The organism is Streptomyces sp. NPDC059142, assembly GCF_042755665.1.
In the GTDB taxonomy this organism is placed as follows: domain Bacteria; phylum Actinomycetota; class Actinomycetes; order Streptomycetales; family Streptomycetaceae; genus Streptomyces.
Genome location: NZ_JBHZDA010000065.1, coordinates 1 through 21897, shown reverse-complemented (window position 1 = coordinate 21897; position 21897 = coordinate 1). Strand labels below are relative to the sequence as shown.

Sequence of the window (21897 nt, the reverse complement as noted above, 5' to 3'; positions counted from 1 at the left end):
CCCCGGCGCCCGAACGGGCCCCCGGGTCGGTGAACAGGGCGGCGGCCCTGGCGCTCGGCGACGACGCGCTGGTGCTCTCGCACCGGCTGGGGGAGTGGGCGGGCCACGCCCCCGTCCTCGAAGAGGATGTCGCGCTGGCCAACATCGCGCTGGACCTGCTGGGCCAGGCGCGGTTCCTGCTCTCCCTCGTCGGCGACGAGGACGAGCTGGCCTATCTGCGCGAGGAGCGCGCCTTCCGCAACCTCCACCTGGTCGAGCAGCCGAACGGCGACTTCGCGCACACGATCGCCCGCCAGCTCTACTTCTCCACCTACCAGCTCCTCCTGTACGGGCAGCTCGCCGCCGGGGAGAGCGAGTTCCGCCCGCTGGCCGCCAAGGCGGTCAAGGAGGTCGCCTACCACCAGGACCACGCCGAGCACTGGACCCTGCGGCTCGGCGACGGCACGCCGCAGAGCCATGAGCGGATGGAGCGCGCCTGCCGGGCGCTCTGGCGGTTCACCGGCGAGATGTTCCGCCCCGCCGACGGGCTCGACACGCTCGGCGTCGACTGGCGGGCGCTGGAGGAGAGCTGGCTCGCGTCCGTCACCGACGTGCTGCGCCGGGCGACCCTGCCCGTGCCGGACGGCCCCCGGTCCGGTGCCTGGACGGCGGGAGCGGGCCGCGAGGGGCTGCACACCGAACCCTTCGGGCGGATGATCGCCGAGATGCAGCACCTCCACCGCAGCCACCCGGGGGCGTCATGGTGACGACTCCCGGCAGGAGCGCGGCACCGGCGGACCCGACGGCCCTGGAGGAGGAGCTGCGCGCCCTCGCGGGCTCCGTCCCCGACCCCGAGCTGCCGGTGCTGACCCTGGCCGAGCTGGGCGTGCTGCGCGGCCTCCATGTCGCGGGTCCGGGCCGGGTCCGCGTGGAGCTGACACCCACCTACACCGGCTGCCCGGCCATCGGGACGATGTCCTCGGACATCGAGCGCGTCCTGCACGACCACGGGGTGCCGGAGGTCTCGGTCGTCACGGTCCTCTCCCCGGCCTGGTCGACGGATGACATCAGCGCCGAGGGGCGCCGCAAACTCGCCGAGTCCGGCATAGCCCCGCCCCGCCCCGGCGCCACCCCGGGCGGGCCCGTGCCGCTGACGCTCTCCCTGCGCTGCCCGCACTGCGGCTCGACCGACACCGAACTGCTCAGCCGGTTCTCCTCCACCGCTTGCAAGGCGCTGCGCCGCTGCACGTCCTGCGGCGAACCGTTCGACCACTTCAAGGAGTTGTAGATGTTCCATCCGCTCCGGGTCAGCGAGGTCGAACCGCTCACGGACGACGCGGTCGCCGTCACCCTCGCCGTACCGCCCGAGCTGCGCGCGGCGTTCCGGCACACCCCGGGCCAGCACATCGCGCTGCGCCGCCGCACCGGGAGCGGCGAGGAGATCAGACGCACGTACTCGATCTGCGCCCCCGCCGGCCCCGACTCGGCGCTGCGGGTGGGCATCCGGCTGGTCGAGGGCGGGGAGTTCTCGACGTACGCCTTCAAGGAGCTCGCCGTGGGCGACACGGTCGAGGCCATGGAGCCGACCGGCCGCTTCGTCCTGGAGCCCCGCGCCGGGTACTTCGCGGCGGTCGTCGGGGGCAGCGGCATCACCCCGGTGCTCTCGATCGCGGCCACCCTGCTGATACGGGAACCCACGGCCCGGTTCTGTCTGCTGCGCAGCGACCGCACCGTGGCGTCCACGATGTTCCTGGACGAGGTCGCCGACCTCAAGGACCGCTTTCCCGACCGCTTCCAGCTCGTCACGGTCGTCTCCCGGGAGGAGCGGCAGTCGGGGCTGCCGTCCGGCCGGCTCGACCGCGAGCGGCTGGCCGGGCTGCTGCCCTCGCTGCTCCCGGTGGCCGACATCGACGGCTGGTTCCTCTGCGGCCCGCTCGGCCTGGTCTCCGGCGCGGAGAGCGCGCTGCGCGGCCTCGGAGTGGAGCGCTCCCGTATCCACCAGGAGATCTTCCACGTCGACGAGGCACCGTCCCCCGCCGTGCCGGCGGCCACGGCGGGCAGCCGCGCGCCCGCGCACAGCACGCTGACCGCGACCCTGGCCGGCCGTTCGGGCACCTGGCCGGTCCGGGAGGGCGAGTCCCTGCTGGAAACGGTGCTGCGCGGCCGAGCGGACGCCCCCTACGCGTGCAAGGGCGGCGTCTGCGGCACCTGCCGGGCCTTCCTGGTCCAGGGAGAGGTCTCCATGGACCGCAACTTCGCCCTCGAACCGGAGGAGACGGACGCGGGGTACGTACTGGCCTGCCAGTCCCATCCGGCGACCGCGGAGGTGGAGCTGGACTTCGACCGCTGACCCGGACCCCGCGCGGGGTCCGTCCCGCCTGCCACCGGAGCCACGCCCGGGGCCACGCCGGGCGCGGATCGCGGCCCCGGCACGCGGGCCGTCGCGCGGGTCAGAGGACGAACGCCGCCGCGCCGCCGTCGGCGACCATCGGACGCCCGGCGCCGTCCCAGGCGAGCATGCCGCCGTCCACGTTCACCGCGTCGATCCCCTGCTGCACCAGATACTGGGTGACCTGCGCCGAACGGCCGCCCACCCGGCACATCACAAACGCCTTGCGGCCGTCGGCGACCGCCTCCGTGACCTCGCCGAAGCGGGCCACGAAGTCGCTCATCGGGACGTGCAGCGCGCCCTCGACATGACCGGCCGCCCACTCGTCGGCCTCACGGACGTCCAGCACCAGGCCGTCGGCCGGCACCGCCGCGGCGTCGACCGAGGGCAGCGGGGCGAAGTTCATGGGGTTGCCTTCTCTCGTACGGGACCGGCACCGGGGCCGGATCGGGGGGCGCCGGGCCGGGCGCCAGGACCGGACCGGGGCCCGGGAAATCTACTCCACCAGTCCGGCGAGTTCCGCCTCACGCCCGGAGACCTCGGCGAGAAGCTGCTCCGCGATCTCCTCCAGCAGCCGGTCCGGGTCGTCGGGCGCCATCCTGAGCATCGCGCCGATCGCGCCCTGCTCCAGCTCATGGGCGACCAGCGTCAGCGCCTCCTTGCGCTGCGACAGCCACTCCAGCCGCGCGTACAGCTCCTCGCTCTCGCTCAGCTCCGCCGGGCGCGGCGCGGGTCCTGCCGCCCACTCGGCGGCCAGCTCCAGCAGCAGCGCCTCGTCCCCGCGCCCGTAGGCGGAGTTGACCCGCGTGAGAAATTCCTCACGCCGCGCTCGCTCCCCGTCGTCCTGCGCGAGATCCGGATGCGACTTGCGCACCAGATCGCGGTAGATCTTGCGGGCCTCGTCGCTCGGCCGGACCCGCTTGGGCGGACGTACGGGCCGGTCGGTCAGCATCGCCGACGCCTCGGGCGACAGACCGTCCGAATCGAGCCAGTCGTGGAACAGCTCCTCCACACCCGGCATGGGCTGCACCATCGCCCGGGCCTCCCGCGCCTTGCGCAGGTCCTCCGGATCGCCGCTGCGGGCGGCGCGTGCCTCGGCGATCTGCGCGTCCAGCTCGTCGAGCCGGGCATACATCGGGCCGAGCCGCTGATGGTGCAGCCGGGAGAAGTTGTCGACCTCGATCCGGAACGTCTCCAGGGCGATCTCGAACTCGATCAGCGCCTGCTCGGCGGCGCGCACGGCCCGCTCCAGGCGCGCCTCGGGCCGCTGGTCGGACGCTTCGGTGGCGTCCGGCACGTCTCGTACGTCCTGCTCGTCGTCGTTACGGATCGTCGGCTCCCCAGGGGCGTCGTGCATCACCCGACCAGCCTACGGGCGGATCGGGCGGCCCCTGCCCCTCCCCGGCCCCCGAGAGCCCCTACCGGCCGCTCAGACCCCCAGTTCGGCGGAGATCCGCCCGCCGCGCACCGCCGCGACCAGCTCCGAGTGGTCCGCCTCCGTACGGTCCGCGTACGCGACCGCGAAGTCGGCCACGGCCGCGTCCAGTTCCTCGTTCTTCCCGCAGTACCCGGCGATCAGCCGCGGGTCCACGCTGTGCGCGTGGGCCCTGGCCAGCAGCGCGCCGGTCATCCGCGCGTAGTCGTCCACCTGGTCGGCGGGGAGCGCCGCCGGGTCCACGCTGCCCTTGCGGTTCCTGAACTGCCGGACCTGGTAGGGCCTGCCGAGGACCGTCGTCCAGCCCAGCAGGTTGTCGCTGACCACCTGCATCCGCTTCTGGCCGAGGACCACGCGCCGCCCCTCGTGCGCCACCTCCGGCGGCTCGAAACCGACGGCTGGCAGATGGGGCAGCAGGGCGGAGGGCCGCGCCTCCTTCACCTGGAGCACCAGCGGCTCACCCCGGTGGTCCAGGAGGAGCACCACGTACGACCGGGTCCCCACGCTCCCGGTGCCGACGACCCGGAACGCCACATCGTGGATCGCGTACCGCGCGAGCAGGGGCAGCCGGTCCGACGGAAGGGTGACCAGATATGCCTCCAGCGAGGCGGCCACGGCCGCCGCCTCCCCGTCGGGCACACGGCGCAGCACGGGCGGCGCGTCGACGAAGCGCCGCCCGGCCGCCTGCCCGTCCGCGCCGTCCACCGCCTCGGTCGACCGGGCCGCGAACCGCGCGCTCGTGTTGTTGCGCGCCTTCTCCGAGACGCGCTCCAGCGTGCCGGCGAGGTCGCGGGCGTCCGTGTGGGAGACCAGTTCCTCGTCGGCGATCGCGTTCCACGCGTCGAGCACCGGCAGCTTCGCCAGCAGCCGCATCGTGCGCCGGTAGGCCCCCACCGCGTCGTACGCCGCGCTCCGGCAGAGGTCCTCGTCCGCGCCCGCCTCGCGGCTGGCCAGCACCAGGGAGGCGGCGAGCCGCTTGACGTCCCACTCCCAGGGGCCGACCACGGTCTCGTCGAAGTCGTTGAGGTCGATGACGAGCCGGCCGCGCGCGTCCCCGTACAGGCCGAAATTGGCCGCGTGCGCGTCGCCGCAGAGCTGGGCGCCGACGCCGGTGACCGGCGTGCCCGTCAGGTCATGGGCCATCAGCCCGGCGGAGCCCCGCAGAAAGGCGAAGGGGGTCGCGGCCATCCGCCCCACCCGTATCGGCGTCAGACCCGCCACCCGGCCGCGGTTGGACTCCTCCACCGCCCGCACGGCGTCCGGCCGCCCCGCCACCGGGGCCGACGCGGCGTGCGAGGACCTGGGCACCCGCTCGCGCAGCGCCCGCCCCCGCTGCTTGGGCGTCCGCGCGCCGTCCGCCTCCCCCGGGACCGCGCGCGGCGCGAACCCCGGCACCGGCGGAATCCGTACCGCCGCGGCTTCCGTCCCCTGCCCGACACCGTCCATGACGTGCCGCCTCCCCCGTGCTCGTCGTGCGCCGTGTCCCGCCGTGCGGGATCGACCGGTCACGACCGTACCGCCGGATCCGGACAGCCGCCCGCCCCTGTGGAAAACCCCGGACCGCCCGCCCGACGGTCCGCCGACGACGCTCCCGGACGTAACCTGCGTCACAGCGTCCGTCCGGCCGGGCCCCGCCGGTGGAGCACTGTGGCCGGACACACAGAAGAACCCCCGCTCCGGAAGATCTCCGGAGCGGGGGTTCGACCAATCCGCTGTGGGTAGTCACTGACTACCCGCTGTGCGCGAGGGGGGAGTTGAACCCCCACGCCCTTTCGGGCACTGGAACCTGAATCCAGCGCGTCTGCCTATTCCGCCACCCGCGCATTGGGTGTGTCGTTCGGTGCTTCACCTGCTGGTGTTCCGCTGGTGTGCGCTCCTGGCGACATCGAGAAGATTAGCACGCCGCGGGGGGTGGAATCACATCCGTTCGTTCGGACGATCCGACCCCGGAACAGGGAACGGACCACGCCCGCCACCCACTCCTCCTGAGTGGACCCCGGGTGCGGGACACTGGCGTCGGGCCGCCTCTACGATCCGTGTGAGAGGTGACACTCATCGACGGGGCAGACAAGGGGAACCAGCCGATTTCCCGACGCGTGGATACGATCAGTAAGCAGTACCAGGACGACAACCACCGAGGAGGTGCCCCATGGGAGTCATGAAGCGTTTCGAACAGCGTCTCGAAGGTTTGGTCAATGGCACCTTCGCGAAGGTGTTCAAGTCCGAGGTCCAGCCTGTCGAGATCGCGGGCGCCCTCCAGCGCGAGTGCGACAACAACGCGACGATCTGGAACCGCGAGCGGACCGTCGTGCCCAACGACTTCATCGTGGAGCTGAGCACGCCCGACTTCGAGCGGCTCAGCCCGTACTCCGGCCAGCTCGGCGACGAACTGTCCGGGCTGGTCCGCGACTACGCGAAGCAGCAGCGGTACACGTTCATGGGGCCGATCAAGGTCCACCTGGAGAAGGCCGAGGACCTCGACACAGGTCTCTACCGGGTGCGCAGCCGGACCCTGGCGTCGAGTACGTCACAGGACGGCCCCGACCGCGGCGCGGCCGGCCACCCCGGCCCCTCGGCCCCCTCCTCGCCTCCCAGGGGCGCCCCCGGCGGATACGGCTACCCGCCCTCCGCCGTGCCCCCCATGCCCTCGTCCTCGCCGTCCGGAAGCCCCGGCGGCCACGGCGGGCGGCCCGCGGGCCCCGGCCCCGGAGCGATGCCGCAGGGCCAGACGCGCCGCTGGATCGAGATCAACGGCACCCGCCACCAGATCTCCCGCGGCACCCTCGTCATGGGCCGCAGCACCGACGCCGACGTACGGATCGACGACCCGGGAGTCTCGCGCAGGCACTGCGAGATCCGGGCCGGAACGCCCTCCACGATCCAGGACCTCGGGTCGACCAACGGCATCGTGGTGGACGGACAGCACACCACCCGCGCTACGCTCCGCGACGGCTCGCGGATCGTCGTGGGCAATACCACCATCGTTTTCAGGCAAGCCGAAGGGTGAAGCGGGGGCAATGTCAGAGCTGACCCTGACGGTCATGCGGCTAGGTTTTCTGGCCGTTCTGTGGCTGTTCGTGATCGTGGCCGTACAGGTCATCCGCAGCGACCTGTTCGGAACACGCGTCACGCAGCGCGGCTCACGCCGCAACGCCGACGCCCGTCCGCAGCAGGCCCGCCAGTCCGCGGCGCCGCCCCAGCAGCGCCAGCAGCAACAGCAGGGAGGCAGGCAGCGCAGGGGAGCACCGACCAAGCTGGTCGTCTCCGAAGGCAGCCTCACCGGCACCACGGTCGCCCTCCAGGGACAGACGATCACGCTGGGCCGTGCCCACGATTCGACCATCGTGCTGGACGACGACTACGCGTCCAGCAGGCATGCCAGGATCTACCCGGACCGTGACGGTCAATGGATCGTCGAGGACCTCGGGTCCACCAACGGCACGTATCTCGACCGGACCCGGCTCACGACCCCGCAGCCGATCGCACTGGGCGCTCCGATCCGCATCGGAAAGACCGTCATCGAGCTGCGGAAGTAGTACGACAATGAGCGAGCGGAGCGAGCGAGCCACGACGGTCCCCACAGCGGACCGCAGCAGGCTCCCGACCGGAGGGTGGGCAGTGTGGCTCGAGACCGGCTGGCGCGACAGTCGACCGGCGAGCCGACGGGTGAGGTGCGCATGAGTCTGACTCTGCGTTTCGCCGCCGGGTCGCACAAAGGAATGATCCGCGAGGGGAACGAGGACTCCGGTTACGCCGGCCCCCGGCTGCTGGCCATCGCCGACGGCATGGGCGGCCAGGCGGCCGGCGAGGTCGCCTCGTCCGAGGTGATCTCCACACTCGTGCAGCTCGACGACGACGTCCCGGGCTCCGACCTGCTCACCTCGCTCGGTACGGCGGTGCAGCGCGCCAACGACCAGCTCCGCGTGATGGTCGAGGAGGACCCGCAACTGGAGGGCATGGGCACCACGCTCACCGCCCTCCTCTGGACCGGCCAGCGGCTCGGCCTCGTCCATGTCGGCGACTCCCGCGCGTACCTCCTGCGCGACGGCGTACTGACCCAGATCACCCAGGACCACACCTGGGTGCAGCGGCTGGTCGACGAGGGCCGGATCACCGAGGAAGAGGCCACCACCCACCCGCAGCGCTCCCTGCTGATGCGCGCGCTGGGCAGCGGCGACCACGTCGAACCGGATCTCTCCATCCGTGAGGTCCGCGCCGGCGACCGGTACCTGATCTGCTCCGACGGCCTCTCCGGCGTCGTCTCGCACCAGACGATGGAAGAGACCCTCGCCAGCTACCAGGGCCCTCCTGAGACCATCCAGGCCCTCATCCAGCTCGCCCTGCGCGGCGGCGGACCCGACAACATCACCTGCATCGTCGCCGACGTCCTGGACGTCGAGTCCACCGACACCATGGCGGGCATGCTCAGCGACACCCCGGTCGTCGTCGGCGCCGTCGCGGAGAACCAGCTCCCGCTGAACTCCGCGGAGAACGCCGCGGCGATGCAGACCCCGGCCGGCCGCGCCGCCGGTCTCGGCCGCTCCGTACCCCCGCAGGGCGCGGGCGGCTTCGGCCCGCCCGGCAGCGGCGAGGACACCGACTACGGGTACGGCGGGGCGACCCCCGGGGACGGCTTCGGCGGGTACGACGGCTCCGACGACTACGTCAAGGAGCGCCCGCGCCGCCGGTGGCTCAAGAGATCGCTCTACTCCGTGCTCGCGCTGGCCGTCGTCGGCGGCGGTCTGTACGGCGGCTACCGCTGGACCCAGACCCAGTACTACGTCGGCGCCAGCGACCAGCACGTCGCCCTCTACCGGGGCATCAGCCAGGACCTCGCCTGGCTCTCGCTCTCGAAGGTCGAGAAGGACCACCCCGAGATCGAACTCAAGTACCTCCCTCCGTACCAGCGCAAGCAGGTCGAGGACACGATCGCCGAAGGCAGCCTCACCGGCGGCCGGCAGAAGATCGAGGAACTCGCCACCCAGGCCTCGGCGTGCAAGAAGGAGGAGCAGCGCCGGACGGCCGACAAAGCCGATGCAGAGGCCAATGTGGCCACGGGCGAGGGACAGGCCGGCGGTACGACCGGCACGTCCGCGAACAAGCCCACCGTCAACCCGAAAGCCGCGACTCCCACTCCAGGCCCCACCCTCTCCGATGAGGAGCAGAAAGTGGCCTCGAACTGCGGTAAGCAGCAGTAGCCGGCCGTAGGGGGCCCTTCACCACCATGAGCGTTGTCACCAACACGACCACCATCGGCGCGATCGAAGCACCGAGCCGCCGCAACACCGAGCTCGCCCTGCTCGCCTTCGCCGTAGCCATCCCCGTGTTCGCGTATCTGAACGTGGGGCTGGCCATGGACGGCAAGATCCCCGCGGGGATGCTCGGATACGGGGCCGGCCTCAGCCTGCTCGCGGGCGTCGCGCACCTCGTGGTGCGCAAGTTCGCCCCGTACGCCGATCCGCTGTTCCTGCCGCTGGCTGTGCTGCTCAACGGTCTCGGGCTGGTGCTGATCTGGCGCCTGGACCAGTCGCCGCGGCTGATCCAGCTCGCCAAGATCGTCACCAAGTCCGAGTACAACCCGGCCGCCCCGGGCCAGCTCATGAACTCCGCGATCGGCGTCGCGCTCTTCGTCGCCGTACTGATCGTGCTCAAGGACCACCGCGTCCTCCAGCGCTACACGTACATCTCGATGGCCGTCGCGCTCTTCCTGCTGATCCTGCCGATGTTCTTCCCCGCGAAGAACGGCGCCAAGATCTGGATCACCCTCCCCGGCCTCGGCTCCCTCCAGCCCGGCGAGTTCGCGAAGATCATCATCGCGGTCTTCTTCTCCGGCTACCTGATGGTCAAGAGGGACGCCCTGGCCCTCGCCAGCCGCCGCTTCATGGGCCTCTACCTGCCCCGCGGCCGCGACCTCGGACCCATCCTCGGTATCTGGGGCGTCTCGATCCTCATCCTGGTCTTCGAGACCGACCTCGGTACCTCCCTGCTCTTCTTCGGCCTCTTCGTGGTGATGCTGTACGTCGCCACCGAGCGGACGAGCTGGATCGTCTTCGGACTCCTGATGTCGGTCGGCGGGGCCGTCGGCGTCGCCACCTTCGAATCGCACGTCCAGTCCCGCGTCAACGCCTGGCTCGACCCCTTCGCCTGTTACGAGACCAGCGGCGCCTGCCAGCAGATCGGCGACGCCCTGCTCTCCTTCGGCTCCGGCGGCACGCTCGGCACCGGGCTCGGCCAGGGCAACTCCGACCTCATCGGCTTCGCCGCCAACGCCGACTTCATCCTCACCACCATCGGTGAGGAACTGGGTCTGGCGGGCACCATGGCCGTCCTGATGATCTACGCGCTGATCGTGGAGCGCGGTGTACGCACCGCCCTCGCCGCTCGCGACCCCTTCGGCAAGCTCCTCGCCATCGGGCTCTCCAGCGCCTTCGCCATCCAGGTCTTCGTCGTCGCCGGCGGTGTCATGGGACTCATTCCGCTGACCGGTATGACCATGCCGTTCGTCGCGTACGGCGGCTCCTCCGTGCTCGCCAACTGGGCCCTGATCGGCATCCTCATCCGCATCAGTGACACCGCGCGCCGCCCCGCACCGGCCCCCGCCCCGTCCCCCGACGCCGAGATGACCCAGGTGGTCCGACCGTGAACAAGCCCCTGCGCCGTATCGCCATCTTCTGCGGGCTGCTCATGCTCGCCCTGCTCCTCCGGGAGAACTGGCTCGGCTTCGTACGCTCGAACGAGCTCAGCTCCCACGACTTCAACAAGCGTGTGCAGATCGAGCGGTACAGCAGCGCACGGGGCAACATCATCGTCGACGGCAAGCCCATAACCGGCTCGGCCAAGACCGACGATACGTACTACACGTACAAGCGCACCTACACCGACGGTCCCATGTGGGCGCCGGTCACCGGCTTCGCCTCGCAGGCGTTCGGTGCCACCCAGATCGAGTCCATCGAGGACGGCATCCTCACCGGCAACGACGACCGGCTCTTCTTCGACCGCACGATGTCCATGTTCACCGGCGACGAGAAGAAGGGCGGCAACGTCGTCACGACGCTCAGCGGTGCCGCCCAGAAGGCCGCGTACGAGGGGCTCGGCAAGAAGAAGGGCGCCGTCGCCGCGATCGAACCGGCGACCGGCAAGATCCTCGCGCTGGCCTCCACCCCCAGCTACGACCCGGCCACCTTCGCCGGCCGTACGGAGAAGGACTCCAAGGCCTGGGTCGGCCTCGACAAGAAGAACGACCCCAACGACCCGATGCTCAACCGGGCGCTGCGCGAGACCTACCCGCCGGGCTCCACCTTCAAGGTGCTGACGGCCGCCGCCGCCCTGGAGCACGGCAAGGTCAGCGACGTCGACGCCCCCACGGAGACCCCGCTCCCCTGGATCATGCCCGGGACGACCAGGCCGCTCCCGAACGAGGGCAACATCCCCTGCGAGAACGCCACGCTGCGGGTCTCGCTGCGCTACTCCTGCAACACCGTCTTCGGCAAGCTGGGCTCGGACCTCGGCAAGGACAAGATGCTGGAGACCGCGAAGAAGTTCGGCTTCAACGAGGAGCAGTTCGTCCCGGTCCGCGCCGCGGCCTCCGTCTTCCCCGAGGACATCAACAGCTCGCAGACGGCGCTCTCCTCCATCGGCCAGTTCGACACCCGCGCCACGCCCCTCCAGATGGCCATGATCGCCGCCGCGGTCGCCAACGACGGCAAGCTGATGAAGCCGTACATGATCGACCGCCTGGAGTCGCCCAGCGTCGACGTGCTGGAGAAGACCGAGCCCGAGGAGCTGAGCCGGCCCCTCTCGCAGGAGAACGCCCAGAAGCTCCAGAGCATCATGGAGACCGTCGTCGACGAGGGCACGGGAACCAATGCCAAGATCCCGAACGTCACAGTGGGCGGGAAGACCGGCACCGCCCAGCACGGCGAGAACAACAGCAAGAATCCGTACGCGTGGTTCATCTCCTACGCCAAGACGGGTGACGGCTCCCCGGTGGCCGTCGCGGTCGTCGTCGCCGACAGCGATGCCAGCCGTGACGACATCTCCGGTGGTGGCCTCGCGGCCCCCATCGCCAAGGACGTGATGAAGGCGGTCATCGACAGCAAGAAGTGACGCCCGTCACGACGCACGTCCATACCCGCACAATGCGATACCGGTCGTATATCAGCTCACCGTTACGGGCCAACCTCATACGGCGTGCCCGGTAGCGTAGGCGCGAACAGCACACCGCCGGACCACTCGCCGGTGCGGTCGGGACTGACGGAGAGGGCTGGAACGTTATGGAAGAGGCGCGTCGCCTCGGCGGCCGGTACGAACTGGGCTCGGTGCTCGGTCGTGGTGGCATGGCAGAGGTCTACCTCGCCCATGACACCCGGCTCGGCCGCTCCGTGGCCGTCAAGACGCTGCGGGCCGACCTGGCCCGCGACCCGTCCTTCCAGGCGCGGTTCCGCAGAGAGGCCCAGTCCGCGGCCTCCCTGAACCACCCGGCGATCGTCGCGGTCTACGACACCGGCGAGGACTACGTCGACGGCGTCTCCCTCCCGTACATCGTGATGGAGCACGTCGACGGCTCCACGCTCCGCGAGCTGCTGCACTCCGGGCGCAGGCTGCTCCCCGAGCGCACGCTGGAGATGACCGTCGGCATCCTCCAGGCGCTGGAGTACTCGCACCGCAACGGGATCGTCCACCGCGACATCAAACCGGCCAACGTCATGCTGACGCGCACCGGTCAGGTCAAGGTCATGGACTTCGGCATCGCCCGCGCCATGGGCGACTCCGGCATGACGATGACGCAGACCTCCGCCGTCATCGGTACCGCGCAGTACCTCTCCCCCGAGCAGGCCAAGGGCGAACAGGTCGACGCGCGCTCCGACCTCTACTCCACCGGCTGCCTGCTCTACGAACTCCTCACCGTCCGGCCGCCGTTCATCGGCGACTCCCCGGTCGCGGTGGCCTACCAGCACGTACGGGAAGAGCCGCAGACGCCCAGCGTCTTCGACCCCGAGATCACGCCCGAGATGGACGCGATCGTCCTGAAGGCCCTGGTCAAGGACCCGGACTACCGCTACCAGTCCGCCGACGAGATGCGCGCCGACATCGAGGCGTGCCTCGACGGCCAGCCCGTCGCAGCGACGGCCGCCATGGGCGCGGTCGGCTACGGCGGCGGTTACGGCGCCGACCAGCCGACCACGGCGATGCGCGCGGGCGACCCGGGCGGCCAGACCTCGATGCTCCCGCCGGCCAACCCGGACGACGGCGGCTTCGGCGGATACGACGACCGCCCGGGGCGCCGCCGCCAGCAACCGAAGAAGTCCAACACCTCGACCATCCTGCTCGCGGTCGCGGGCATCCTGGTACTGGTCGGCGCGATCCTCATCGGCAAGTACATCGTCGACGGCAGCGGCGGCGAGAGCAAGGGCCAGGTGGACGTCCCGCAATTCGTCGGCAAGACCCTCAGCGACGCGGAGACCCTCGCGGAGAACGCCTCCGTGAAGGTCTCCCAGTCGGGCTCGGAGCGCTGCGAGCAGCCCAAGGGCTCCATCTGCAGCCAGAAGCCCGAGAGCGGGCAGATGGAGAAGGGCGAGACGGTCCAGGTCGTCGTCTCCGAAGGCTCGCCGCAGATCGAGGTCCCGGACGTCACCGACAAGCAGAAGGACAAGGCGACCGTCCAACTGGAGAACAAGGGCTTCAAGGTCGAGTACAAGGAGGAGGAGTCCGACCGGGACTCCGGCACCGTGCTCGCCCAGACGCCCGAGGGCAACTCCCAGGCCGAGAAGAACTCCACGGTCACCCTGACGATCGCGACGAACACCCTGATCCCCGTCCCGCCGGTGACCGGTAAGTCCGTCGACGAGGCCGAGGCACAGCTCAAGACGCTCAACTTCGTCGTCGTACGGAACCAGGTCGACTCCGACCAGCCCGCCGGCACCGTCGTCAAGCAGAACCCGTCGGGCGACACCAAGGCCGCCGAGGGCGCCACCGTCACCCTGGACGTCTCCAAGGGGCCCCAGCAGGAGAAGGTGACCATCCCCGCCGACATCCTCACCGGCAAGCGCCTGGGCGAGGTCAGGGGCACGCTCCAGGGCCAGGGCTTGAACGTCGCCCTCGCCAACGGCTCGTCGGGCGACGACAACGCCATCGTGATCAGCAGCGACCCGCGCCCCGGTCAGGAAGTGAACAAGGGCGACACGGTCACCCTGACCACCTTCGGCGGCCAGGGCAACGGCAACGGGAATGGCAACGGGAACGGGAACAACGGCGACAACAACAACGACGGCGGGGGCGGCGGAGGCTTCTTCGGCTTCGGCGGCCGGTCCGATGTCCCCTTCCGCCCCGAGAGCTCGTAACAGCGCTCAGCTCGACGGGAATGCCCCGGTACCCACATGGGTACCGGGGCATTCCCGTGACGGTGTCTGTGGCACTCCGCCGTCAGCGCAGCTCCGGCGGGGGCGTGCGGTCCTTGTCGACCTTTTCCGTGCGCTCCAGTTCGGCCCAGACGATGTAGCGGTAGTCCGACGTGTAGACCGGCGTGCAGGTCGTCAGGGTCAGGTAGCGGCCCGGTTTGGTCTTGCCGGACTCCTTCGGCACCGGCATCAGCACCTCGACGTTGTACTTCGACGTCTGCGGAAGCTCCTTGTAGACCTTGTAGACGTACCAGGTGTCCCGCGTCTCGAAGACGACCGCGTCGCCCGTCCTGATCTTGTGGATGTTGTGGAACCTCGCGCCGTGCCCGTCCCGGTGCGCCGCCAGCGTGAAGTTCCCCTGCTTGTCCCAGGGGAGCGCCGACTTGACCGGATCCGTGTAGTAGCCCGCGACGCCGTCGTTCAGCAGGGACGTGTTCGTCCCCTTCTTCACCAGGACCTCGCCGCTGTCCATCGCCGGGACGTGCAGGAAGCCGATGCCGTCCGCCGGGTCGAAGCTCTTGGGGCCGTCGCCGCCGGTCGCCTCACGCGCCCAGTTGTGCCGTACGTCGTCGCTCTGCCTGTCCGCCGCGCGGTCGGCCAGCACGTTCGTCCACCACAGCGAGTAGACGACGAAGAGGCCCAGCACCACACCCGCCGTGATGAGCAGTTCGCCGAAGACGCTGACGGCGGCGGCGATCCGGCCGCGGGGGCGGCGGCCCCGGACGGGCGCCGGCGCCGGGTCAGGGTCCGGGGAGGGGGGCGGTGTGCCGGTCTGTTCTTCGTGCCCGGTGTTCGCTGCCACGGCACCCGTCCCCGTCCCTGTCGTGATTCCGGCCGATCGGCCCCCGCGGCCCCGTCGGACCCCGCGGGACCCGTCGGCCTCAGCCGACGAGCGCGTCGGGCTTCCCCTTGCTGCGCGGCCGCTCGTCCACCATCTTGCCCCACACGATCATGCGGTAGGTACTGGTGAACTCCGGGGTGCAGGTCGTCAGGGTGATGTAGCGCCCGGCCTTGGTGAACCCGGACCCCGGCGGCACCGGAGTGATCACGCTGACGTTCGACGGCGGCGTCTGCGGCAGGATGCTGGTCATGTCGTACGTGTAGTACGCGTCCTGCGTCTCGACGATGATCTCGTCGCCGGGCTGCAGCCGGTTGATGTAACGGAACGGCTCCCCATGGGTGTTGCGGTGTCCGGCCACCGCGAAGTTGCCCTGCTTGTCGGAGGGCATCGCCGTCTTGAGCGAACCCTCCGCGTAGTGACCGACCATCCCGCGGTCCAGGACCTTCGGCTTGCTGATGCCCTCCGCGATCGGCACCACGACGTCCAGCTTCGGGATGTGCATGATCGCGAAACCCTGGCCCGGCTCGAAGGCGCCGGGCTGCCGACCGTCCGCCCAGCCGCTCTGGATCTTGTCCGCCTCCTTGCCGGCGTACTGGCCGGCCTGGATGTTCGTCCACCAGAGCTGGTAGCCGACGAAGAGCAGCATCAGCACACCGAAGCTGATGAACAGTTCGCCGATCGCCCGGCTCGCGATCACGGCGGGGCTCTCCTTGAGGGCGCGCGCCGCACGCCGCGCCTCGACCCGCGAGAGCGGCCGGGAGGACGCCGCCCGTGCGGGGCCCGTGGACGCGCTCTGTGCCTCGTTCCCGGCGTCCCGGGGGCCGCCCTCGTCCTCCGGCGCCTCCGCGGCGCGCCTGCGGCCCCTGCCGCCGCCCTTGGCCGCCGCCGCTCTCCGGCGCTCCGCCCGGCCGCCCGTACGCGGCGCGGACACCGACGGCTCCGCGACGGCCGGCGGGAGCGGCCCCGGGCCCTGCGCGGGCCCCGGCTCCACCACCGGCATGGGCTGGGTGACGAACTCCGCCGCGGCGGAGTCGGATATGGGCGCGGGCGCCGGACCGGCGGCGGGGCCGGGGCGCGGTACCGCCCGCGGCTCGGGCACCGCCTGTGGCCGCGGCTGCGGCTCCGCCGCGTACTGCCGGTAGTAGTCCCCGGACCACTCGGGCCCGGCCCCGGATCCCGCCACAGGGCCCGGAGAGGGCGGTACGGGGCCCGCTGCGGCCGGTTCGTCCCGCCGGGGCCCCCGGTGCCGCCCCGGCCGCCGCACCGGCGGAGCAGGGGGCTCCGGTCTCTCCGACCGACCCGGCTGTCCATGTTGACCCGGTTGGCCAGGCTGTCCCGGCTGGCCCGGCAGCGGGTCGTTCAGCGGGTCCGCGAGACCGTCCACCGCCGCCTCGAACGCGCGGGAGTCCCCGTACGCGCCCGGCTGGAAACCGTCCGGTTCGTACCGGTCCGGGTCGTACGCGCCCCCGTAACCGGCGTCGTGTTCGGGGCGCAGTGCGGTCACGCGAGCGCCTTGCCCACCACCGGCGCCAGTCCCGTCGAGCGGTTCACCGCGCCCGGATCACCGCACTGCGCCAGCCAGTTGGCCAACATCAGGTGGCCGTGCTCGGTGAGCACCGACTCCGGATGGAACTGCACGCCCTCGACGGGCAGTTCACGGTGGCGTACCCCCATGATGATCCCGTCCTCGGTCCGCGCCGTGACCTCCAGCTCGGCCGGCAGCTCGGCGGGCTCGGCCGCGAGCGAGTGGTAGCGGGTCGCGGTGAACGGCGAGGGCAGTCCCGCGAAGACGCCCTTGCCCTCGTGCGTGACGAGGGACGTCTTGCCGTGCAGCAGTTCGGGGGCCCGGCCGACGACCCCGCCGTACGCCACGGCCATCGACTGCATGCCGAGGCAGACACCGAAGACGGGCAGGCCGGCCGCGGCGCAGTGGTGGACCATCTCGACGCAGACACCGGCCTGTTCGGGGGTGCCGGGGCCCGGGGAGAGCAGGACGCCGTCGAAGCCGTCGTCGGCGTGCGCGGTGGCCACCTCGTCGTTGCGCAGGACCTCGCACTCGGCGCCGAGCTGGTAGAGGTACTGGACGAGGTTGAAGACGAAGCTGTCGTAGTTGTCCACGACGAGGATGCGCGCGCTCATCGGGCCGCCCCCGCTCCGTCGACCGTCACGTCGTTGAACGGCAGCAGCGGCTCCGCCCACGGGAAGACGTACTGGAACAGCAGATAGACGACGGCGAGCGCCAACACGAGCGAGAGCGCCGCCCGTACCAGCGCGTTGCCCGGCAGATGCCGCCAGATCCAGCCGTACATGCTGTCCCTTCCGTTCGGTACCGCGCCAGGCGGTACGGCACCAGACTAAAGGGCCACGGGGGCGCGTGGGCGGTGCATCAGCGAGCTGCGCCCAGGTTCGGACTTGCTCTTCGTCACTCCACGGGCGTCGCGTAATGCAGGTCCACCGTGCCCGAGTAGCCGGGAAGGGCCTCTTTGCGCAGCTCATCGACTTGCCAGCCGAGGCCGTACGCCTTCACGTACAGCTCGTAGTTCTGGATCGCGGGTGAGTCGTCGAGCGCCTTGCGCAGCGCGGTCCGGTCGCCGACCGCCGTGATGGTGTACGGGGGCGAGTAGACGCGGCCCTGGAGGATCAGGGTGTTCCCCACGCAGCGGACGGCGCTGGTGGAGATCAGCCGCTGGTCCATGACGCGGATGCCCTTGGCGCCGCCCTGCCAGAGCGCGTTCACCACGGCCTGGAGGTCCTGCTGGTGGATCACGAGGTCGTTGGGCTGCGGCTCGGGGTAGCCGGGGTTGGCGGTGGCGTTGGGCGGGGCGTCGTCGAGGGTGACGGTGAGGCCGGGGCCGGTGACCTCCTTGGTGCCCGCGGCGGCCTCCAGGGCGCGCAGCTCGGCGTTCTCGGCCTCGCCGGTGCCGTGGTCGCGGCTGACGAGCCGGTCGTTCTCCTGGCGTATCGCGGCGGTGGTGTCGCCCAGTTCGGCGTTCTTCCGGTCGCGTTCGTGGATCAGGTCGGAGAGCTTGAGCAGGGAGGTGTCCGTACGGAGGTTGGTGCCCTTGGCCGTGTTGAAGCTGGTGACGAAGATCAGCCCGGCGAGGGCGAACACGGCGGCCGTGAGGACCCGTACGGGGCGTGCTCCCGACCGGCGGCCCGGCGTGCTTCCCGGCCCGGGAACCGGCCCTGGGACCGGCCCTGGGGGAGAGTCGGCTGAATTGCTCAACGTACCCTTATCTCCTTAGGCGCCGCGGAAGCACTACGCTAACGGACGCCCGGGGGCGGTGGTTCCCCCTGCTCTCCGCCCCGGGACCCGTTTACAGTCCCCTGCGCGGTCACGCAGCGCATCGACAGGAGAGTCCCTCGTGCCGAAGTCACGTATCCGCAAGAAGGCCGACTTCACGCCGCCCCCGGCGGCGAAGCAGGCGACCGCCATAAGGCTCACCAACCGGAGCTGGGTGGCTCCGGTGATGCTGGCCCTGTTCCTGATCGGGCTGGCCTGGATCGTCGTCTTCTATGTGACCGAGGGCGATCTTCCCGTGAAGAGCTTCGGCAACTGGAACATCGTGGTCGGGTTCGGCTTCATCGCCGCCGGGTTCGGTGTCTCCACCCAGTGGAAGTAGCGGTCCCGACCGCTCCGCGTCAAGCTCTCCCCATGCTTGTCCACATCGTTATCCACAGGCGGGGGAAAAGGTCAGACGATCTGTGGATAACCCCACGGGTGGTTGACGCCGGTGTGACCGCCACGGTCCCTCCGATGATGTGATCGCCCCTTGTCTCCGCTGGTCAGACCCGTACCGGCGACAAGGGGCACGCATGTTCCCCACAGGATGCACAAGATCCTGCACGCTCTGTGGACAACGTGGCCACAGGTCCGCCCCGCAGGGCGTCCAGGGGCCTCAGGTGAGCTGTGCCGTCCTGGCCACGACGATCCCGATCGTCACCAGCAGCACCAGCGCGCACGTCCCGTACTGCACCACGTTCCGGTGCGCCCGGGGCGCGTGGACCATGCCTATGGCGATCGCGACGCCCGCCACCAGACCGCCGACATGTGCCTGCCAGGCGATGCCGCTCCAGGTGAAGGTGAAGAGCAGGTTCAGCGCCAGCAGGGCGAGAACCGGCCGCATGTCGTAGTTGAGCCGGCGCATCAGGACGGCGGTGGCACCCAGCAGCCCGAAGATCGCGCCGGACGCGCCCAGCGAGAGCTGGTTGGGCTCGGCGATCAGATACGTGAGGGCGCTGCCGGCCAGTCCGGAGAGCAGATAGAGCGCCAGATAGCGGGCGCGGCCGAGGGCGGCTTCCAGCGGACCGCCGAGCCACCACAGGCCCAGCATGTTGAAGGCGATGTGCCACACCTCTTCGTGCAGGAACATCGAGGTGAAGAGCCGGTACCACTCACCGCCCGCGACGCCGATGACATGGCCCCGGTCGTAGGCGCCGCCGATGAGCCCGAGGTCGATGGCGAGCCGGTCGTGGTCGCCCACGGCGAGCACGGCGACGAAGACGGCGACGTTGATGCCGAGCAGGATCTTGGTGAGCAGCCGGGGGTCGGCGGCGATCGTGCCGCCCGCGAGGGTGCGCGGCTGGTTGGCCGTGGCGCCGTGGCCCGTACCGGATCCCTGTCTGACGCACTCGGGGCACTGGAATCCGACGGAGGCGCTGATCATGCACTCCGGGCAGATGGGCCGTTCGCAGCGCGTGCAGCTTATGCCCGTCTCCCGGCCGGGATGGCGGTAACAGCTCGGCGGGCCCTGGGTGACGGCGGGCTGGTCCTGGCCTCCGTGGCCTCCTGGCGGGTGCTCCATCGGTCCCCTCGGTCTTCGTGGCGGCGGGCGGTACGCAGCGCACCGCCCCGCCCGTCCGGTATGTAACCACTACGGACGGGCGGGGCGGGATGGTTCCCGGGTGGCGGGAACAGGTCAGCGGCGACTGCGTCGGGTCAGCGGGTCTCGACGACGACCGACTCGATCACGACGTCCTGGAGGGGGCGGTCGGTGCCCGGGTTGGTGGGGACGGCGATGATCGCGTCGACGACCTTCCTGCTCGCGGCGTCGGCGACCTCGCCGAAGATCGTGTGCTTGCGGTTCAGCCAGCCGGTCGGCGAGACGGTGATGAAGAACTGCGAGCCGTTGGTGCCCGGCCCCGCGTTGGCCATGGCGAGCAGGTACGGCTTGTCGAAGGCCAGTTCCGGGTGGAACTCGTCCGCGAACTCGTACCCGGGGCCGCCGGTGCCGTTGCCCAGCGGGTCGCCGCCCTGGATCATGAAGCCCTTCATCACGCGGTGGAAGACGGTGCCGTCGTAGAGCGGCCGCGTCGTCCTGCCGCCGGTCGCCGGGTCGGTCCACTCGCGTTCGCCCCGGGCGAGTTCGACGAAGTTCTTGACCGTCTTGGGCGCGTGGTACGGCAGGAGCCGCAGCTCGATGTCGCCCTGACCGGTCCTGAGGGTGGCGTAAAGCTGCTCGGCCACGATGTGCCTTCCGTGAGTCGTCGCTGACGCTCCAGATCCTCGCACGGACATGGGGAGGTGAGGTCCGGGGAAGGAGCGGCGGACATGCCGGAAGGACGGACTCCGGGGATGACACGGATGCCCGTAACGCATGCCGGGATCGTCACCGACAGGCATGATTTCGAAAAGGGTGGATAGGCGAAATACGGAACGCCACCGAGGAGGATGATCCTGTGACCCGCATGGACAGCGTGCGCGCCGCTACCGGTTCGGCCAAGGAGAGCGTGCAGCACGCCGCGGAAGCGGTGGCCCCCTACGCCGACACGGCAAAGGAGCAGGCCACTCTGGCCAAGGAGCAAGCGGCCCTGTACGCCAGGGAGGCGCGGGTCCGGCTCGCGCCGACGATGTCAAAGGCAGCCGAACAGGCTCGTGTTCAGTACGGCGCCCATGTGGCGCCACGTGTACCTCCGAAGTTCGATGACGCGGCCCACCGTGCCGCCGTACGCACCCGCAGGGCCGCCCGTCAGGCGGCGGACTACACGGTGCCGCGGGTCGGGCAGGCGGTGGCGACGGCACAGCCGGTGGCGGAGCAGGCCGCGGCCCGGTCGACGGCGGCGCTGGCCGCGCTGCGCGGACAGGTCACGCCGAAGGAGATCCGGAAGCTGGTGCGCAAGCACGAGCGGCGGGCCAGGGCCGGCCGGGTCGCCAAGGGCCTCGCGGTCCTCGGTGTGGTGGCCGGTGGTGCCTTCGTGGCGTGGAAGTGGTGGGACAAGCAGGCCAACCCGGACTGGCTGGTGGAGCCGCCGGCCGCTACGGAGGTCTCGGAGCGTGCTCCGCTGACGTCGGTGGACGGCACTCCGGTGAGCGGCAGCCATGTGGTCGATCCGCTCGATCCCGAGGTGCAGGCGAAGCAGGCCGAGGCGGAGGCCGCGGAGCGGGACCGGAACCAGGGCGAACGTCCCTGACGGGCCGGGCGGTTCGGGTCCTGGGACGCCGGGCGGTACGGGTCCTGGGAGACGGGGCGGTACGGATCCTGAGCGGCAGGGCCGTGCGGACTCCGGGCAACAGGACCGTGCGGACTCCGGGGAACAGGACCGTGCGCGCGCCTCACGCCGCGACGAGCGCCGCGTCGGCGGCGGGGGTGTCGTGGGTGGCACGGCCGGCGTGGGCGCCGTCACCGTCGCTGTCGCCGTCGCCGTCCGACAGGGCGAGCGCGGGCAGGTGACGGACCGACGGTGACGAGCCGTGCGCCTCGGCGCGGATCCGCTGCTTGATCGTGGGCGGCAGGGAGCGGGCCCGCGGCAGGGCCCTGGGTACGGCCGCCCTGGCCGCCGGCAGGGCCACGGCGGCGCGGTGCGCGGCGGCGGGCGCCGGCGCCGGGCGGTCGGCGGACCGGTCGGCGGGCTGCGC

22 protein-coding genes and 1 tRNA gene are annotated in these 21897 nt (G+C 70.9%); 11 read left to right on the top strand and 12 right to left on the bottom strand.

Translation table 11 applies throughout. The features are described from left to right. The first annotated feature begins 29 nt into the window (after positions 1-29). From paaC to ACFXPK_RS22410, 3 genes are read left to right on the top strand one after another with little or no spacing between them, the layout of a single operon-like run. Positions 30-746 carry a 1,2-phenylacetyl-CoA epoxidase subunit PaaC gene (paaC, locus tag ACFXPK_RS22420; RefSeq protein WP_385000662.1) on the top strand — a complete coding sequence of 239 codons (717 nt, stop codon included), beginning with the start codon at positions 30-32 and terminating at the stop codon, positions 744-746. Then, positions 740-1267, top strand: a complete 528-nt coding sequence (gene paaD, locus ACFXPK_RS22415) for a 1,2-phenylacetyl-CoA epoxidase subunit PaaD (protein WP_385077976.1) — start codon at positions 740-742, stop codon at positions 1265-1267. Before paaC ends, paaD begins: the two co-directional genes overlap by 7 nt. Then, on the top strand, positions 1268-2329 hold the full coding sequence (locus ACFXPK_RS22410; RefSeq protein WP_385077973.1) for a 2Fe-2S iron-sulfur cluster-binding protein: 1062 nt from the start codon (positions 1268-1270) through the stop codon (positions 2327-2329). It abuts the gene before it with no gap. A gap of 100 nt (positions 2330-2429) precedes the next feature. Here the strand turns inward: ACFXPK_RS22410 and ACFXPK_RS22405 are convergent, their stop codons facing one another. From ACFXPK_RS22405 to ACFXPK_RS22390, 4 genes are all read right to left on the bottom strand, one after another. Beyond that, positions 2430-2774 (bottom strand): rhodanese-like domain-containing protein, encoded by a 345-nt coding sequence (locus tag ACFXPK_RS22405; protein WP_385000619.1) that lies wholly within the window; start codon positions 2772-2774, stop codon positions 2430-2432. A gap of 90 nt (positions 2775-2864) precedes the next feature. Next, a complete protein-coding gene (locus tag ACFXPK_RS22400) occupies positions 2865-3728 on the bottom strand; it encodes a J domain-containing protein (RefSeq protein WP_385077970.1) in 864 nt (287 codons plus the stop codon). Between the two features lie 69 nt (positions 3729-3797). Further along, positions 3798-5249, bottom strand: a complete 1452-nt coding sequence (locus ACFXPK_RS22395; protein WP_385077967.1) for a DUF2252 domain-containing protein — start codon at positions 5247-5249, stop codon at positions 3798-3800. A 293-nt stretch (positions 5250-5542) separates the two neighbouring features. Then, positions 5543-5626: transfer RNA gene (locus ACFXPK_RS22390), tRNA-Leu, on the bottom strand. A gap of 326 nt (positions 5627-5952) precedes the next feature. Between ACFXPK_RS22390 and ACFXPK_RS22385 the strand changes: the two genes are divergently transcribed. The 6 genes from ACFXPK_RS22385 (at position 5953) to pknB (ending at position 14143) form a co-directional block, all read left to right on the top strand. After that, complete coding sequence (locus ACFXPK_RS22385) at positions 5953-6810, top strand: FhaA domain-containing protein (RefSeq protein ID WP_385005802.1); 858 nt, start codon at positions 5953-5955, stop codon at positions 6808-6810. Positions 6811-6820: 10 nt separating this feature from the next. Next, positions 6821-7339: an FHA domain-containing protein gene (locus tag ACFXPK_RS22380; protein WP_329828253.1), complete on the top strand. Its 519-nt coding sequence runs from the start codon at positions 6821-6823 to the stop codon at positions 7337-7339. 141 nt (positions 7340-7480) lie between these two features. After that, entirely contained in the window at positions 7481-9001 is a 1521-nt protein-coding gene (locus ACFXPK_RS22375; RefSeq protein WP_385005800.1) for a PP2C family protein-serine/threonine phosphatase, read from the top strand. Between the two features lie 26 nt (positions 9002-9027). After that, positions 9028-10446 (top strand): FtsW/RodA/SpoVE family cell cycle protein, encoded by a 1419-nt coding sequence (locus ACFXPK_RS22370; protein ID WP_385005798.1) that lies wholly within the window; start codon positions 9028-9030, stop codon positions 10444-10446. Continuing rightward, a complete protein-coding gene (locus ACFXPK_RS22365) occupies positions 10443-11909 on the top strand; it encodes a penicillin-binding transpeptidase domain-containing protein (protein ID WP_385005796.1) in 1467 nt (488 codons plus the stop codon). The genes ACFXPK_RS22370 and ACFXPK_RS22365 overlap by 4 nt, the downstream gene beginning before the upstream one ends. A 167-nt stretch (positions 11910-12076) precedes the next feature. Further along, entirely contained in the window at positions 12077-14143 is a 2067-nt protein-coding gene (gene pknB, locus ACFXPK_RS22360; RefSeq protein WP_385077961.1) for a Stk1 family PASTA domain-containing Ser/Thr kinase, read from the top strand. A gap of 82 nt (positions 14144-14225) precedes the next feature. Here the strand turns inward: pknB and ACFXPK_RS22355 are convergent, their stop codons facing one another. The 5 genes from ACFXPK_RS22355 to ACFXPK_RS22335 form a co-directional block, all read right to left on the bottom strand. Further along, entirely contained in the window at positions 14226-15002 is a 777-nt protein-coding gene (locus ACFXPK_RS22355; protein ID WP_385077959.1) for a class E sortase, read from the bottom strand. A gap of 79 nt (positions 15003-15081) precedes the next feature. After that, positions 15082-16545, bottom strand: coding sequence for a class E sortase (locus tag ACFXPK_RS22350; RefSeq protein ID WP_385077956.1), 1464 nt, complete (start codon positions 16543-16545; stop codon positions 15082-15084). Beyond that, a complete protein-coding gene (locus ACFXPK_RS22345) occupies positions 16542-17180 on the bottom strand; it encodes an aminodeoxychorismate/anthranilate synthase component II (protein WP_385005878.1) in 639 nt (212 codons plus the stop codon). Before ACFXPK_RS22345 ends, ACFXPK_RS22350 begins: the two co-directional genes overlap by 4 nt. Then, positions 17177-17350: a hypothetical protein gene (locus tag ACFXPK_RS22340; RefSeq protein WP_385005880.1), complete on the bottom strand. Its 174-nt coding sequence runs from the start codon at positions 17348-17350 to the stop codon at positions 17177-17179. Before ACFXPK_RS22340 ends, ACFXPK_RS22345 begins: the two co-directional genes overlap by 4 nt. Before the next feature lie 113 nt (positions 17351-17463). Further along, positions 17464-18267, bottom strand: coding sequence for a DUF881 domain-containing protein (locus ACFXPK_RS22335; protein WP_385005882.1), 804 nt, complete (start codon positions 18265-18267; stop codon positions 17464-17466). A 139-nt stretch (positions 18268-18406) separates the two neighbouring features. On the opposite strand from ACFXPK_RS22335, the gene crgA reads away from it, so the two are divergent. Beyond that, entirely contained in the window at positions 18407-18664 is a 258-nt protein-coding gene (crgA, locus tag ACFXPK_RS22330; RefSeq protein ID WP_329828239.1) for a cell division protein CrgA, read from the top strand. Between the two features lie 276 nt (positions 18665-18940). On the opposite strand, the gene ACFXPK_RS22325 is transcribed toward crgA, so the two are convergent. Together ACFXPK_RS22325 and ACFXPK_RS22320 are read right to left on the bottom strand one after the other, a co-directional pair. Then, positions 18941-19846, bottom strand: coding sequence for a rhomboid family intramembrane serine protease (locus ACFXPK_RS22325; protein ID WP_385005884.1), 906 nt, complete (start codon positions 19844-19846; stop codon positions 18941-18943). Between the two features lie 134 nt (positions 19847-19980). Further along, the gene (locus ACFXPK_RS22320) at positions 19981-20508 is read right to left on the bottom strand and encodes a peptidylprolyl isomerase (protein WP_385005886.1); all 528 of its coding nucleotides are present in this window, start codon (positions 20506-20508) and stop codon (positions 19981-19983) included. 212 nt (positions 20509-20720) lie between these two features. Between ACFXPK_RS22320 and ACFXPK_RS22315 the strand changes: the two genes are divergently transcribed. Then, positions 20721-21452 carry a DUF5324 family protein gene (locus ACFXPK_RS22315; protein ID WP_385005889.1) on the top strand — a complete coding sequence of 244 codons (732 nt, stop codon included), beginning with the start codon at positions 20721-20723 and terminating at the stop codon, positions 21450-21452. Positions 21453-21594: 142 nt separating this feature from the next. Here ACFXPK_RS22315 and ACFXPK_RS22310 read toward each other — a convergent pair. Continuing rightward, the coding region (locus tag ACFXPK_RS22310) for a DUF6344 domain-containing protein (protein ID WP_385077950.1) at positions 21595-21897 on the bottom strand (303 nt) is incomplete at its 5' end.